The organism is Kitasatospora sp. NPDC057692 (assembly GCF_042799475.1).
Lineage (GTDB): Bacteria > Actinomycetota > Actinomycetes > Streptomycetales > Streptomycetaceae > Kitasatospora.
In genome coordinates this window covers 1-14,275 of sequence record NZ_JBHVIV010000143.1, presented here as the reverse complement: position 1 = coordinate 14,275, position 14,275 = coordinate 1, and the positions used below count along the sequence as shown (strand labels likewise).

The window sequence follows — 14,275 nt, the reverse complement described above, 5'->3', positions numbered from 1 at the left end:
CCGCTGGAGCGGATGATGCGGGACGCGAAGATCACGCAGATCTACGAGGGCACCAACCAGATCCAGCGCATCGTGATGGCCCGCAACCTGCCGTAACCCCCTTCGGCACCCACCGGAGCCCCCGGCCGACCTCCTCGGCCGGGGGCTTCTGTCGTTGCGCCGGAACTATGGGATTCCTATAAGAGCCGGTCCGTCGAATCGGTTGTCTGACACACCTGAATGGCCGTCACCGCCGCGGCAGGGTGAGTGGAGAGGTGAAGGCTCCCTGCTCCCATCGGACTGGGGAGTTGTGCCTATTCCACAATCTCCACAGAAGCCATGGAGCTATTTCGATGGGTACTGACAACAACCGGACCCGGGGCCCCGTCGCAGAGCCGGTGCTGGTCACCGGCCTCGGGGCGACTACGCCGCTCGGCGGCGACGTCGCCTCCACCTGGGCCGCGATGCTGGCCGGCGACGGCGGCATCCGGCCGATCGAGGCCGACTGGGCCGCCGACCTCCCGATCCGGATCGCCGGGCAGCTCGCGGTCGAACCCACCGAGGTCCTCGACCGGGTGCGGGCCCGGCGGCTCGACCGCTGCGAGCAGGTCGCGCTGGTCGCCGCCCGCGAGGCCTGGGCCGACGCCGGCGCCCCCGAGGTCGACGGCGAGCGGCTGGCCGTGGTGATCGGCACCGGCACCGGCGGAGCGCTCACCATGCTCGGCCAGGACGACGTCCTGGAGGCCTCCGGTGTCCGCAAGGTCTCCCCGCACACCGTGCCGATGCTGATGGCCAACGGCCCGGCCGCCTGGGTCTCCATCGAGCTGGGCGCCCGGGCCGGCGCCCACACCCCGGTGAGCGCCTGCGCGTCCGGTGCCGAGGCGATCGCGATCGGCCTGGACCTCATCCGCCTCGGCCGGGCCGACGTGGTGGTGGCGGGCGGCGCCGAGGCGTGCATCTGCCCGCTGACCCTGGCCGGCTTCGCCCAGGCGCGGGCCCACTCGCTGCGCAACGACGAGCCGGGCCGCGCCTCCCGCCCGTTCGACACCGACCGGGACGGCTTCGTGATCGGCGAGGGCGCGGCCGTCGTCGTCCTGGAGCGGGCCGGCTTCGCCGCCGCCCGCCGGGCCCGCGCCCACGCCGCCCTGGCCGGCGCGGCGGTCACCTCGGACGCCCACCACATCACCGCGGCCGCCGCCGAGGGCCAGGTCCGCGCGATGCGCCGGGCCGTCGCCGAGGCCGGGCTGTCGCCGCTGGACATCGCGCTCGTCCAGGCCCACGCCACCTCCACCCCACTCGGCGACCTGGTCGAGGCCGAGTCCGTCACCGCGGCGATCGGCGCCCACCCGCTGGTCACCGCCACCAAGTCGATGACCGGCCACCTCTTCGGCGCGGCCGGCGCGGTGGGGGCGCTCGCCACCGTCCTCGCGCTGCGCGACGGCGTGGTCCCGCCCACCCGGAACCTGGAGCGGCAGGACCCGGCGATCAAGCTCGACGTGGTCGCGGGCGCCGCCCGCCGCGGTCCGCTCGGCGCGGCGCTCACCAACGCCTTCGGCTTCGGCGGCCACAACGCCTCACTGGTGTTCACCCCGGCACCGTGAAAACCGGGCGACCGGCGGGCGGGCACGTCCTAGGGTGACCGGCATGTCTACGCCCACGCCGACGGGATCGGCTCTCCGGCTCGAACAGGTCACCCCGCAGAACATCGACGCCGCGCTGGAGCTGAAGGTCCGTCCGGACCAGGCGCACCTGGTCGCCCCGGTGGCCACCTCGCTGGCCGAGGCGTACGCGTACGGCGAGACCGCCTGGCCGCGGCTGGTCTACGACGGCGAGCGGCTGGTCGGCTTCGTGATGGCCTTCTTCGACGTCGTCTTCCAGCCCGGCGACGATCCGCGCTCGGGCCTCTGGCGCCTCGCCATCGCCGCCGACACCCAGGGCCGGGGCTACGGCCGCTTCGCGGTCGAGCAGGTCGCCGCCGAGATCCGCCGCCGCGGCGGCACCCGGGTCGGCGTCACCTACGTGCCCGGGGAGGGCGGCCCGGCGGGCTTCTACGCCCGGCTCGGCTTCCGCCCGACGGGCGGGTTCAGCGGGGACCAGGAGATCGCGGAGCTGGAGCTGCGGTGAGCAGGGCGGGCGACCCGGCCGCTGCCGGGCCGCCCGCCCGCCTGTTCGGCCTGCCGGGGCTCAGCCGACCAGGCGGAACTTGGTGGTCGGCACGTTCGGGAGGAGGGCGCAGTCCCGGTCCGAGGTGGTGGCGCTGTAGGTCCAGCCGTTCGGGACGCTGCACGCCCACATGCCGTTGACGGGCTTGCGCAGGTGGAAGTTGTTGGACGGGACGCCCTGGGTCAGGCTGCACGAGTAGTCGTGGCCCGTGTAGTCATAGGTGAAGGCGGGGGTGCCCATGCAGGCGGTCAGGCCGTCCACCGGGATGCGCAGGTGGTAGGCGTTGGAGATCACGCCGGGCTGCTGGCTGCACGAGTAGCCCCAGGAGATGTAGTCGTAGACGAAGCCCGGCGAGCTCTTGCAGGCGGTCAGCCCGTCGACGGGCGTGCGCAGGTGGAACTGGGGCGAGTTCCAGCTGCCGCCGCCGCTGCAGGTGCGGTCCATGGATATCTGGTCGTAGACGTAGCCGGACGGGACGTCACAGGCCCACACGCCGTCCAGGCCGGTGGCGGTGGTCGTGGTGGCGGAGGCGGGCGCGGTGGCGGCCGCGCCGGAGAGCAGTAGCGCCAGCGCGGCGAGGGCCGCGAGCAGGGCGGACCGGACGGTGCGTGCCGTTCGTGCGGTTCGTGCGACGGACATGGTTCTCCCTCGGTCGAGGAGTTGCCGATGGGTGCACGGTTCGGGCGGCGGGCCCCGCCCGGCCTCAGTGGGCCAGAAGGAACCTGGTGGTCGGCACGCCCTGGACGGCGGCGCAGGTCAGGTCCGAGGCGGTGGCGCTGTAGGTCCAGCCGGCGGGGACGCTGCACGCCCACAGGCCGTTGACCGGCGTGCGCAGGTGGAAGGTGGTGGACAGGACGCCGCCCGAGGTCTGGCTGCACGTGGTGCTGTGGCCGACGGAGTCGTAGGTGAAGCCCGGCGCGCTGCTACACGCGGTCAGCCCGTCGACGGGCGTGCGCAGGTGGAACTGGGGCGAGTTCCAGCTGCCGCCGCCGCTGCAGCTGCGGTTCATGGACACCTGGTCGTAGACGTAGCCGGACGGGACGGAGCAGGCCCAGGTGCCGTCCAGGCCCGTGGTGGTCGTCGTGGCGGCGGAGGCGACAGTGGTGGCGGCGGCGCCGGAGAGCAGCAGCGCCAGCGCGGCGGAGGCCGCGAGCAGGCCGGAGCGTGCGGTGCGTGCGGTGCGTGCGGTGCGTGCGGTGCGTGCGACGGACATGGTTCTCCCTCGGTGGAGGAGCTGTCGGTGGATGCACGGTGCGGGCGGCGGTGGCCGCGGGTGAGCGGTCACTGCCGCCGACGGTTCTAGCACGCACGGCGGGTCGTCAGCCCGGCGAGGGGGCCCGGACGATCAGCCCGCCGCCCGTCGTCTACGCACCCCGCCCGATTCCTCCGGTCCGCGTCAGCCGATCAGTGCCGCCGCGTCCTCCCGCGCCTGGCGCAGCCACGACGCGCGCTCGGCGTCCGAGGAATCGGTCACGGTGCGGAACACCCGTCTACGAACGTCCGCCACCCCGACGTAGGGCAGCACGCACGCCGCCCAGATCCGCTCCAGCGGGTCCCCGAACTCCTCGTGCTCCCGGGCCTCGGGGGTGTCGGACGTGTTCAGCACCAGCGCCCGCCCGGCCCGCAGCAGCCCGACGGGCTCCCCGTCCGCCGCCCCCAGCTTGTACGCGACGCCCGGCACCATCACCCGCTGCACCCACCCGGCGAGCACGGCGGGCGGCATCCCCCACCAGTTGGGGTGCACCAGTACGAGGGCGTCCAGGGTCGCCACCTCGGCCCGGTGCAGGGCGAGCTGTTCGTCCGCGGCGAGCCCGCTCGCGGCCACCGTCTCCGTCTCGTCGGCGGTGAGCAGCGGCGAGAACCCCTCGGCGTACAGATCGTGCGCGACGACCTCCGCGCCCCGGCCGCGCAACTCGTCCGCCACGGCCTCGAACAGCGCGTGGTTGAAGCTCCCCGGTCTCGGATGCGCCAGATAGACCCCGACCCGTATCTTCACAACGTCCCCTTCCGCCCCTCCGGATCGGCCGATCCTAACCCCGGTAGGGTCGACCGCCATGACCACCACCGAGCCCGAATTCCTCACCGCCGCCCGCACGTTCTACGACGCCGTCGCCGCGGACTACGCCGACCGCTACGGCGGCGCACTGGCCACCGCGACCTGGGACCGGGCCGTGCTCGCCGCCTTCGCCGAGCTGGTCGCGACGGCGGGCGGCGGCCCCGTCGCCGAACTCGGCTGCGGCCCGGGCCGGATCACCGGCCACCTGGCGGCCCTCGGCCTGGACGTCTCGGGCCTCGACCTCTCCCCGCGCATGGTCGAGCTGGCCCGGGCGGCGCACCCGGAGATTCCCTTCCAGGTCGGCTCGCTGCTCGACCTTCCCTACGGGGACGGCGAGTTGGCCGGCATCGTGGCCTGGTACTCGATCATCCACACCCCGGCGGAGCAGTTGCCGCAGGTCTTCGCCGAGTTCCGCCGGGTGCTGGCCCCCGGCGCCCCACTGGTGCTCGCCTTCCAGGTCGGAGAAGGCTCCCTGCGTATCGAGGACCCCTTCGGCCACCCGGTCACCCTGGATTTCCGCCGCCAACAGCCGGATGACATCGAGGCCCTGGCCGCCGAGGCCGGCCTGAAGGTCACCACCCGACTGGTCCGCGAACCGGACGAGACGGAGCGGACCCGGCAGGGCTACCTCCTCGCCCACCGGGCGGAGTAGCGGCTACCCGTCCGGCCCCGGCTTCGCCCCCTGGTAGAGGGCGAGTGCCTGGCCGAGGGCGTCCACGGCCTCCTCGACGCGGCCCATGGATCCGTAGGCGTAGGCGATGAGGATCAAGGCGGTACTCGTCTCGTACCGGCTGCCCGTGGAACGGCCGGGCGTCAGGGCGGCCCTCCCCGCTTCCACGGCCTCCTCGTACCGTCCCGTCCGGACCAGCTGGATGCCGAGGCCGGTGGCGGTCGCGTCCTCGGTGTGCCGATCGCCGGCGAGCGGTAGGGGCTCCTCACCCCTCAACAGTGCCCGTGTGCCGTCCGCGGTCTCCAACAGATTGCCGAGGATGCTCCAGTCGACCAGGGACGGGCGGGTTCTGGCGACCGTCGCGACCGTGACGAGGGTCGTCAGGAAGCTCTCCGCGCCCAGCAGGATCACCAGGATCCGTGCCAGTTCCAGGTGCTTCTCGTCGCGGCCGGTGCGGGACGTGATGGCCGCGGTGAGGTTGTCGCGTTCGGCCGTCAGCCAGGCGTAGGCGCTCGCCCTGTCGGCGAAGCGGCCCGAGGCCGACCGGATCGCGTCCGATTGCAGTCCGGGCGGTATGAAGGCGTGCCCGCCGTCCACGTAGTACTCCAGCAGCCGAGCCGATGCGACCCTGCGCAGTTCCTCCCCGTCCTGCTCCAGCAGCCGTGCCGCGTACAGCCGCACCAGGTCGTGCGCCCGCCACCGCCCCGAGCCCACCGGCTGCTCCGCCAGCAGGTTCGCCCGAGCCAGCGCCGCCAGGTGCCGCCGCGCCGCCGGCTTTCCCAGCTCCGCCAGAACGGCGACCGCCTCCGTCGACACGTCCGGTCCCGGGTTCACCGCCGTCAGCCGCAGCACCCGCGCCGTCTCCGCCTCCAGCCGCCGGTAGGACAGCTCGAACGCCCCCGCCACCGCGAGCGACATCCCGCCGCCGTCCCCGTGCCGCAGGGCGTCCAGCCGGCCCCCGGTGTCCGCCAGCTCCTCCGCGAGGTCGGCGAGCGGCAGCCCCGGGTCGTCCACCAGCAGCGCCGCCGCGATCTGCAGCGCCAGCGGCAGGTACCCGCAGTGCTTCGCGATCGACGCCAGCGCCCGCGGCTCCGCCGCCGCCCGCCCGTCCTCCGGCCGGGCTCGCCGCAGCGCCGTCGCCACCAGCTCCCCGGCCTCCGCCGCGCCCAGCACCCCGAGCGGCACCAGCCGCGCCGGGAAGCCGGGGGAGTGCAGGCTGTCCCGGGAGGTGACCAGCAGCCGGTGGCAGGAGTCCGCCGGCACCAGCGGTGCCACCTGCTCCGCCGCCGAGGCGTCGTCCGCGAGCACCAGCACCGCCCCGGACTCCGCCGCCCGCCCCGCCATCGTCGACCGGTACAGCCCGGCCTGCTCCTCCGCCGTCGGCGGCACGTCGTGGTCGCGGACGCCCAGCGCCCGCAGCAGCGCGCCGACCGCCTGCTCGCCGCTCACCCCCGCCCCGGGCCGGTAGCCGCGCAGCGGTACGTACAGCACCCCGCCCGGGAACCAGCCGCGCCGCACCGCCTCGTGCGCCGCGTACAGCGCGAGCGCCGTCTTCCCGACGCCCGCGAGCCCCGCCACGGCCGACACCAGCACCGGCGCGCCCTCCCCGGCGGACGGCGCGAGCAGTGCCAGCAGCGCCTCCGACACCTCGCCGCGCCCCACCAGGTCCACCGGGGGCGCGGGCAGCGACGCGAGCGCCGTCGGCGCGGGCCCGGCGCCCACCGCTGCCCCGAGGGCGACGTGCATGGTCCCGGCCTGCCACACGTGGCCGGCCCTGCTGCCGCTGACCTCGTTGCGGACCCTGTCCTCCCCGTTCTGCACGCCGCCATCCTGGCCCACGCACCGCCCCGCGCGGGTCCGAACCCGTTGATCACCGGTCGGCGGAGCGTGACCGGACGCCGGGGGGTGCCGCGCGGCGGGACGCCCGGCATGCCATGATCCCTGCATGGGTTCCAACGTTTTCTTCGACATCACCATCAACGACGAGCCGGCCGGCCGCATCGTCTTCACGCTCTTCGACGACATCGTCCCGAAGACCGCGAGGAACTTCCGTGAGCTGGCCACCGGCCAGAACGGCTTCGGCTACGAGGGCTCGTCCTTCCACCGCATCATCCCGGCGTTCATGCTGCAGGGCGGCGACTTCACCCGCGGCAACGGCACCGGCGGCAAGAGCATCTACGGCGAGAAGTTCGCGGACGAGAACTTCCAGGTCAAGCACACCAAGCCGGGCCAGCTCTCGATGGCCAACGCGGGCAAGAACACCAACGGCTCGCAGTTCTTCATCACCACCATCGTCACCGACTGGCTGGACGGCAAGCACGTCGTCTTCGGCGAGGTCGTCGACGGCCTGGACCTCGTGAAGAAGATCGAGAGCCTCGGTTCGCAGAGCGGTGCGCCCAAGGCCAAGGTCACCATCGCCAAGTCCGGCATCGTGGAGTAAGGGCTCGCCCCTTCCCTCCGCATTCGGACGCGGCCCGCACACCACGGCGGGCCGCGTCCGCGCGTTTTCGCCGCCGACCTGGCCTCCCCCGGCCGCAGTTGTCCGTACGGTGGTGAGCCGTGGCGGTGCAGAACGAGATCAGCGACAGCGTCTTCTTCCATGCGGTGGTCCAGGGCGAGGTGGTGCACCTGCGGCTGCCGCCCGCGGTCGCGCCCGCGCTGTCCGGGCTGCCGCCCGCCTCGCCGGCCTTCGCGGGGCGCGAGGCCGAGCTGTCCGCCGTCCTCGCGGACCTCATGCCCGCCGACGCCGGCACGCGTCCCGGTACCGTCCTGGTCACCGCCGTCGCCGGTCTCGCGGGCGTCGGCAAGACCGAACTGGCCGTCCAGGCGGCGGCGCGGGCCGCCCGCGAGGACGGGTGGTTCCCGGGCGGGGTGCTGTTCGTCGACCTCTTCGGCTACGACCCGGCCCGGCGCGTAGCCCCGGAGCAGGCGCTCGACGGTCTGCTGCGCGCCCTGGGCATCCCGGGTGAACACATCCCGCCGGACGTCCAGGACCGCTCGCGGCTGCTGCGCTCGGCCCTCGCCGCGCTCGCGCAGGCCGGGCGGCGGGTGCTGCTCGTCCTGGACAACGCCGCCACCGTCGAGCAGGTCCGGCCGCTCCTTCCGGGCGACGGCGCGACCACCGCCCTGGTCACCTCCCGGCACACCCTCGCCCTGGACGCCCGTCTGCACGGCCTGCGGGCGCTCTCCGCGGAGGCGGCCGTCGATGTGCTCGACCACGCCCTCCGCCAGGCCCGCCCCGCTGATTCCCGGGTCGTCGACGCTCCCGAGGACGCCCTCGCCCTCGCCCGCCTCTGCGCCGGCCTGCCGCTCGCCCTGCGCATCACGGCGGCCCTGCTCGCCGATACGCCCACCCGGCCGGTGGCCTCCCTCGTCCACACGCTGACGGCCGCCCACACCCGACTGGACCGCCTGCGCCGCGAGGAGCGGGCGGTGCGGGCGGCCTTCGACCTGTCCTACCGGGCCCTCGACGAGCCGCACGCCCGCCTCTTCCGCCTCCTCCCGCTCAACCCGGGTCCCGATCTGTCGACCGGGTCCGCCGCCCACCTCGCCGGAGACGGCGACCCGTACGCGACGGAGGAACTCCTCCAGGACCTCGCCCGCGCCCATCTGGTGGAGCCCGGCCAGAGCTGGGGCCGCTGGCGCCTGCACGACCTGGTCCGCCTGTACGCGGACGACCGGGGTCTCGCCGAGGCGGAGGCCGACGCCCGCGACGAGGCCCGCGCCCGCCTGCACCACCACTACGTCACCACCACCCAGGCCGCTGACACCCACCTGTCCCCACTCGCCGACCGGTCCCCCCGCTTCGCCGACCGCTCCGAAGCCCTCGCCTGGCTGGACGCCGAACACGCCAATCTGCTCGCTCTGAGTGATCCCGGAACCACCGTCGACCTGGCCTTCGCCCTGGCCTGGTACCTCGGCCACCGGCGTCGCCTGGACGACTTGATCACCATCGATTCCGCCGCTCTGGCCGTGCTGAGGCCCATCAGCACCCGTCGTGTGGAGACCGCCAGGCTGATGACCAACCTCGCCACGGCCTTCTGTGAGGTGCGGCGGTTCGAGGAGGCCGCGGCGATGGCCGCCGAGGCGCTCGCGATCTCGCGAGAACTCGGGGACACCCAGGGCGAGTCCGGTGGGGAGAACGCTCTGGGCCGGGCACTGGTGGACCTGGGGCGCCTTGAGGAGGCCGTAGAGGCGCACCGGCGGTCGGCCGTCCTCAACGGCAGGATCGGTGACCGGCACGGCGAGGCGGTGTCGTTCGTCAACATCGGCGGGACCTTGCACAAGCTGGGCCGGTTCGCCGAGGCGGCCGACTTCCAGGGCCGCAGCGCCGCCGTCTTCCGGGAGATGGGGGATCCGCAGGGCGAGGCGGCCTCCCTCACCAACCTCGGCCTGTCGCTGTGCCGACTGGGCAGGTTCGACGAGGCGATCGACGTGGCCGCGCGTGCGGTCGCGACGATGCGGGCGGCGGGCGACCGCCACGGGGAGGCGCGAGCACTCCTCAACATCGGCGTCGCGCTCGGCGAGGTGGGGCGGTTCGAGGAGGCCGCGGAAGCGGAGACCCGGGCCGCCGCGGTGTTCCGCGAGTTCGGCGACGTGCACCGGGAGGCTCAGGTACTGGCGGGCCTCAGTGCGACCTTGCGGTCGCTGGGTCGGCTGGGCGAGGCGGTCGGTGCGGCCGAGCAGGCGGTCGCCGCGTATCGGGAAGCAGCCGACGCGGCAAGCGAGGCGGGCACGTTGATGGTGCTCGCCGACACGCTGCGCGTTCTGCGGCGCTTCGAGGAGGCGGCCGAGGCCTGCGCCCGCGCCGGGGCGGTCTACGGGGCGCTGGGGGACCGCCGGGGGGAGGCGCACGCGCTCACCGGTCTGGGCCTCGCCCTCGGCGACGCTCAGCGCTCGGCGGAGGCGATCGATGTGACCACCCGGGCGCTGGCGGCGCACCGGGCGGACGGGGACCGTCGCGGCGAGGCGCGGGCGCTGGCTGCACTGGCGGTGGCGATGCGTGCCATGGGGCGGTTCGAGGAGGCCGTCGCGGCCTGTCGGGAGTCGCTGCCGATCCTCGGGGAACTCGGGGACGGGCGGAACGAGGCGGGTACGTCGATGGTTCTGGGGGTGGTTCTGGCGGAGGCGGGACGGCTGCCGGAGGCGATCGAGGCGGGTAGTCGAGCGGCCGAGCTGTTCCGTGTTCATGGAGACCGCCACGCTGAAGGGCTGGCGTTGAGCAACGTGGCCCGCATGTGGCAGGACGCGGAACGGCCCGACGAGGCGGTGGCGGCTCTCGCCGGTGCGGCCGCGGTGCTCGCGGAGACCGGCGACCGGGCCGCCGAGGGCGTTGCCTGCGACGACCTGGGCCGGGCTCTGGTCGAGGTCGGGCGGTTCGGGGAGGCGGTCGGCGCGTTCACCCGGGCCGTGGAACTGTTCGGGGCGCTCGGCGACCACAAGGCGGCGGCGCATGCGTTGGCCGGTCTCGGGGCGGCCCGGCGGAGGGGCGGGGAGTAGGAGGTCGGCGGGGCCGACTTCCTACTCCGGTGTGGCGTTCAGACCGCCGCCACCGCCGCCGCGACGAACAGCACCTGGAGCGCCGTGCGCGCGGGCAGCGGGGTGACCGGCTTCCCGGTGAGCGTGAGGCGGTGGCGGGCGGCGTACACGTTGGCGGGGAACATCGCGAGCATCAGCAGCGCGAGTCCCGCGGCGGCGTAGGGGGCGAGCGGCGGGACGAGCAGGCCGACGGCGCCGGCCAGTTCGAGGACGCCGGTGAGCGTGACGAGCAGGTCGGGGCGGGGGAGCGCGGGCGGGATCATCGCGACGAAGTCGCGGCGGAAGGCGGGCAGGAAGTGCGGCACGCCGGTGGTGACGAACATCAGCGCGAGGGCGCCGCGGACGGCGGGCTGCCAGGCGTCTAGGCCGTCGACGGCGAGGAGTCCGAGCAGGCGGAGGACGGCGAAGCCGCCGAGGAGGGCGATGAGCGGGGCCATGGGGACGCTCCAATCTTGTCACTGACAAGATTTGCGCGACGAGGTAATCTTGTCAATGGCTAGATGTGGTGTCGAGAGGAGAGGGAGCGGGATGGGGAAGGCCGAGAGCTACCACCACGGGAACCTGCGGCGGGCGGTGCTGGACGCGGCGCTGGCGGCGATCGAGGAGTCGGGGCCGTCGGGGTGGAGCCTGCGGGAGCTGGCGCGCCGGGCGGGGGTGTCGCATGCCGCGCCCGCGCACCACTTCGGGGACAAGGCGGGGGTGCTGACGGCGGTCGCGGCGGAGGGGTTCGAGCAGTTCGCGGACGCGTTGGAGGCGGCGGCGGGGGATCCGTACGGGTCGGGGGTGGCGTACGTGCGGTTCGCGGTGGACCACCGGGCGTACTTCGAGGTGATGTTCCGGCCGGAGCTGTACCGGGTGGAGGACCCGGAGCTGGCGGCGGCGCGCGAGCGGGCGGGGGCGGTGCTGGCGGCGAGCGGACGGAAGCTCTCACGGGGGGCGGGGGCGGGGTCGGGGGATGAGAGGGCGACGACCATTGCGGCGTGGTCGCTGGCGCACGGGTTCGCGAGCCTGTGGCTGAACGGCGCGCTGCCGGAGAGCCGGGGGGAGGGGGACGTGGAGGAGCTGGCGAAGGAGGTGCTGCGGGTGGTGTTCGGGGGTGGTGCGGAGGGTGTGGAGTAGGAAGTCGGCGGGGTCGACTTCCTACTCCGGGTGGGGGGTTAGCGGACTTCGATGGTGATCGACTCGATGACGACGGGTTCGAGGGGGCGGTCGCCGGGGCCGGTCGGGGTGGCGGCGATGGAGTCGACGACCTTCTGGCCGGCGGGGTCGGTGATCTCGCCGAAGATGGTGTGCTTGCGGTTGAGGTGGGGGGTGGCGCGGGTGGTGATGAAGAACTGCGAGCCGTTGGTGTTCGGGCCCGCGTTGGCCATGGCCAGGAGGTAGGGCTTGGTGAAGTAGAGCTCGGGGTGGAACTCGTCGGGGAAGGCGTAGCCGGGGCCGCCGGTGCCGTCGCCGAGCGGGTCGCCGCCCTGGATCATGAAATTGGGGATGACGCGGTGGAAGGTCGTCCCGTTGTAGAGGGGAGCGGTGGTGGTGGTCCCGGTCGAGGGATCCGTCCACTCCCGGGAGCCTTCGGCCAGTTCGACGAAGTTGCGCACGGTGCGAGGGGTGTGGAACTGGAAGAGCTTGGCGGTGATGGAGCCGTGGTTGGTCTTGATGACGGCGTAGTGCTGCGAGCCCATGGCCAAGACACACCTTTCGGAGGAGTCGGGCAGATCGCCCGATCCTGCCACGGGACCTTTGGTGGTTCTGTCAGGTTGTGGAACGGGAGTGCTGGTCGAACGCGCCGATCTTGATGCCTTCAAGGAGCATGGTGAAGGCGCCCGGCGACATCCGAAGGATCGTTTCGGCTCGGTCGGACTCTCGCACCTCGATCAGATTGTTAAAGCTCCTCACTTCGATGCACTCGTTGGAAGCGCCGCTGTGGCTGGACTTCCGCCATTGGGTTGTTGTCACCAGGGCCTCCGTCAGTTGTAGCCGAGAGTGAGAGGTCCGAGCCCCTCAGAAGGGCCTGCCCTTGAGTCGGATGAATCAAGGCTGATACACCCGAGGGTTCGCGGCCCTCGCTCGGGCGAGCGAGGGCCGCTGGCTGTGTGCTTGGTCAGATGCTTTGGTCGGCCTGCTGGTTGAATTCTCCGGCCTTGATGTCCTGTAGAAATTCGGCGAACTTCTGAGGTGTGGTTTGGATGATCTGGTCGGCAGCGTCCGACTCGCGAATCTGGACACTTCTGCCAACTGCCCGGACTTCTACACAGTCGCCCCCGGATCCGCTGAATGTGGATTTCTGCCATTCGATACCAGACATTGCATGCCTTTCAGAGGTCGCGGGCTATCCGGTGGATCAGATCGCGAGATTTCTTCTCATTCAGTGCTGCCCGTGCTGTGCGGTCGAAAATGATCCGATACGCCTCCAGCTCGCTGGCGGCGTCGAAGAGGATGGGTCCGCGGGAGGATTCAAGCTCAACTGTGTCGAGAGCGGGAACCGCGCCCACGGCGTAGGTGAGATTCTCGACTGCTCCGGGGAAGGTCTCTGTGGCGAACGGGACTACTCGGATGGTCATCCATGGCAGCTCCGAGTCCTCCAGGAGCGCTTCGAGCTGCTCCTTCAGGACTTGGTCTCCACCGAACCTCGTCAGCAGCGCAGATTCGTAGATGAACGCGGTGATCGGCTTCTTGTCGCGGCGCAGGTCGTTCCGTCGTTGGGCTCGGAACGCGGTCCGCGCATCGATCTCATGTCGGGGCAGCGCCGGGATGAGCCGGCCAAAGACCTCAAGCGTGTACCTGAGGATCTGGCACGGGCCGGGGATGTGAGTGGTAACCCACATCAGAAGCTCGTGAGAGTGTTTCTCCAGCTCCGCGTTCTCGAGGAATCCGTCAGGGATGGTCCCGCGATACTCCTCCCACCAGCCCTTCGATCGGTCCTGGGTCATCTCCGCCAGTGCATCGACGAGTGGCTGATTGAGGCACTTGCAAGCTGCGGCGAACGATCTGACGCGTTCCGCACTGACGCCGGCCTTCCCGGATTCCATCTGGCTGACTTGCGTGGGATCGATGCCCAGGGCCCTTGAAAGCTGATGCGCGTTGAGGCCGGCGGCCTCGCGCATTTTTCTCAGCTCCGCGCCGAAGCGCCGCTGCCTCAGCGTTGGGTTGCGTCGTGGCGGCATGGGTTCCTTCCTTGCCTGGAGTAGCTCAAGTCTGCCGCGCGGCCGAGCGGTGGGTCCACCCGCTCCCTGGGGAGGCCACGTGTGGGTGAAGTTTTCCCGAAGCCGTGTCAAGGCTGATCCGTGTGAGGTAGCGTCACTCTCCGTCGGCACCTGATGGTCGGTCAGTGACGCTGTGCTTGACCGGCAGTAGGTATCTGCTGCCCGGGCGCCGAAGAGCAACCACGCGTGACATCCACCAGTCCCGTCCTGGCCTGGCTCACGGCGACATTTCCGCCGACGGTTCCCCACCCCTCACCGGAGGTTCCCCATGCGTGCCTTCAACCCGCCCGACTGGTCCGCCGCCCGCGACGAGCTGCGCGCCGCCCTCCTCGCCTCCAACTGGCAGCCGGACGCCATCGCCGATGCCGAACTCGCCCTCCACGAGCTCTTCGTCAACGCGTGGAAGCACGCCGGGTCCCAGGCGCCCCACGTCATCGTCGTCCTGCGCCCCCGCACCCTCCGCGTCTCCGTCTGCGACGACAGCCCCACCCTCCCCGAACCGCCCACCGCCACCGACCCGTTCGCGCTCTCCGGCCGTGGACTCCACCTCGTCCACGCCCTCACCCACCGCTTCGGCGCCACCCCCACCAAGACCGGCAAGGTCACCTGGTTCGAGCTGGACGCCGCCGCGTGAACACCACCCCCTTCACCCCCCACGACCCGTAC

17 protein-coding genes are annotated in these 14,275 nt (G+C 72.4%); 8 read left to right on the top strand and 9 right to left on the bottom strand.

Annotated features, from left to right (window positions below):
* The 3 genes from ACFVFS_RS39125 to ACFVFS_RS39115 all read left to right on the top strand — a co-directional run.
* On the top strand, positions 1–96 hold a 96-nt coding region (locus tag ACFVFS_RS39125), incomplete at its 5' end, for an acyl-CoA dehydrogenase family protein (RefSeq protein WP_360021341.1).
* A 236-nt stretch (positions 97–332) separates the two neighbouring features.
* The gene (locus ACFVFS_RS39120) at positions 333–1,580 is read left to right on the top strand and encodes a beta-ketoacyl-[acyl-carrier-protein] synthase family protein (protein WP_380629776.1); all 1,248 of its coding nucleotides are present in this window, start codon (positions 333–335) and stop codon (positions 1,578–1,580) included.
* A 43-nt stretch (positions 1,581–1,623) separates the two neighbouring features.
* Positions 1,624–2,103 carry a GNAT family N-acetyltransferase gene (locus tag ACFVFS_RS39115; RefSeq protein ID WP_380629775.1) on the top strand — a complete coding sequence of 160 codons (480 nt, stop codon included), beginning with the start codon at positions 1,624–1,626 and terminating at the stop codon, positions 2,101–2,103.
* A gap of 60 nt (positions 2,104–2,163) precedes the next feature.
* Here ACFVFS_RS39115 and ACFVFS_RS39110 read toward each other — a convergent pair whose 3' ends face one another.
* The 3 genes from ACFVFS_RS39110 to ACFVFS_RS39100 form a co-directional block, all read right to left on the bottom strand.
* A complete protein-coding gene (locus ACFVFS_RS39110; RefSeq protein ID WP_380629774.1) occupies positions 2,164–2,781 on the bottom strand; it encodes a hypothetical protein in 618 nt (205 codons plus the stop codon).
* 64 nt (positions 2,782–2,845) lie between these two features.
* Positions 2,846–3,355 carry a hypothetical protein gene (locus tag ACFVFS_RS39105; protein WP_380629773.1) on the bottom strand — a complete coding sequence of 170 codons (510 nt, stop codon included), beginning with the start codon at positions 3,353–3,355 and terminating at the stop codon, positions 2,846–2,848.
* Between the two features lie 183 nt (positions 3,356–3,538).
* Positions 3,539–4,138, bottom strand: a complete 600-nt coding sequence (locus tag ACFVFS_RS39100) for an NAD(P)H-dependent oxidoreductase (protein ID WP_380629772.1) — start codon at positions 4,136–4,138, stop codon at positions 3,539–3,541.
* A gap of 58 nt (positions 4,139–4,196) precedes the next feature.
* On the opposite strand from ACFVFS_RS39100, the gene ACFVFS_RS39095 reads away from it, so the two are divergent.
* A complete protein-coding gene (locus ACFVFS_RS39095) occupies positions 4,197–4,850 on the top strand; it encodes a class I SAM-dependent DNA methyltransferase (protein ID WP_380629771.1) in 654 nt (217 codons plus the stop codon).
* A gap of 3 nt (positions 4,851–4,853) precedes the next feature.
* Here the strand turns inward: ACFVFS_RS39095 and ACFVFS_RS39090 are convergent, their stop codons facing one another.
* Positions 4,854–6,689: a tetratricopeptide repeat protein gene (locus ACFVFS_RS39090; RefSeq protein WP_380629769.1), complete on the bottom strand. Its 1,836-nt coding sequence runs from the start codon at positions 6,687–6,689 to the stop codon at positions 4,854–4,856.
* A 124-nt stretch (positions 6,690–6,813) separates the two neighbouring features.
* Between ACFVFS_RS39090 and ACFVFS_RS39085 the strand changes: the two genes are divergently transcribed.
* Positions 6,814–7,308, top strand: a complete 495-nt coding sequence (locus ACFVFS_RS39085) for a peptidylprolyl isomerase (RefSeq protein ID WP_380629768.1) — start codon at positions 6,814–6,816, stop codon at positions 7,306–7,308.
* A 119-nt stretch (positions 7,309–7,427) separates the two neighbouring features.
* A complete protein-coding gene (locus ACFVFS_RS39080; protein WP_380629766.1) occupies positions 7,428–10,367 on the top strand; it encodes a tetratricopeptide repeat protein in 2,940 nt (979 codons plus the stop codon).
* A 38-nt stretch (positions 10,368–10,405) separates the two neighbouring features.
* On the opposite strand, the gene ACFVFS_RS39075 is transcribed toward ACFVFS_RS39080, so the two are convergent.
* Positions 10,406–10,843, bottom strand: a complete 438-nt coding sequence (locus ACFVFS_RS39075) for a DoxX family protein (protein WP_380629765.1) — start codon at positions 10,841–10,843, stop codon at positions 10,406–10,408.
* Positions 10,844–10,934: 91 nt separating this feature from the next.
* Here ACFVFS_RS39075 and ACFVFS_RS39070 point away from each other — a divergent pair, with 91 nt between their 5' ends.
* The gene (locus ACFVFS_RS39070) at positions 10,935–11,525 is read left to right on the top strand and encodes a TetR/AcrR family transcriptional regulator (protein ID WP_380629764.1); all 591 of its coding nucleotides are present in this window, start codon (positions 10,935–10,937) and stop codon (positions 11,523–11,525) included.
* A gap of 38 nt (positions 11,526–11,563) precedes the next feature.
* On the opposite strand, the gene ACFVFS_RS39065 is transcribed toward ACFVFS_RS39070, so the two are convergent.
* The 4 genes from ACFVFS_RS39065 to ACFVFS_RS39050 form a co-directional block, all read right to left on the bottom strand.
* Positions 11,564–12,088: a peptidylprolyl isomerase gene (locus ACFVFS_RS39065; protein ID WP_380629763.1), complete on the bottom strand. Its 525-nt coding sequence runs from the start codon at positions 12,086–12,088 to the stop codon at positions 11,564–11,566.
* Between the two features lie 70 nt (positions 12,089–12,158).
* Positions 12,159–12,362 carry a DUF397 domain-containing protein gene (locus ACFVFS_RS39060; RefSeq protein ID WP_380629762.1) on the bottom strand — a complete coding sequence of 68 codons (204 nt, stop codon included), beginning with the start codon at positions 12,360–12,362 and terminating at the stop codon, positions 12,159–12,161.
* A gap of 145 nt (positions 12,363–12,507) precedes the next feature.
* Positions 12,508–12,711 carry a DUF397 domain-containing protein gene (locus ACFVFS_RS39055; RefSeq protein WP_380629760.1) on the bottom strand — a complete coding sequence of 68 codons (204 nt, stop codon included), beginning with the start codon at positions 12,709–12,711 and terminating at the stop codon, positions 12,508–12,510.
* Between the two features lie 10 nt (positions 12,712–12,721).
* Positions 12,722–13,570, bottom strand: coding sequence for a helix-turn-helix domain-containing protein (locus tag ACFVFS_RS39050; RefSeq protein WP_380629758.1), 849 nt, complete (start codon positions 13,568–13,570; stop codon positions 12,722–12,724).
* A 307-nt stretch (positions 13,571–13,877) separates the two neighbouring features.
* On the opposite strand from ACFVFS_RS39050, the gene ACFVFS_RS39045 reads away from it, so the two are divergent.
* Positions 13,878–14,243, top strand: coding sequence for an ATP-binding protein (locus tag ACFVFS_RS39045; protein ID WP_376095300.1), 366 nt, complete (start codon positions 13,878–13,880; stop codon positions 14,241–14,243).
* Positions 14,244–14,275: the final 32 nt, after the last annotated feature.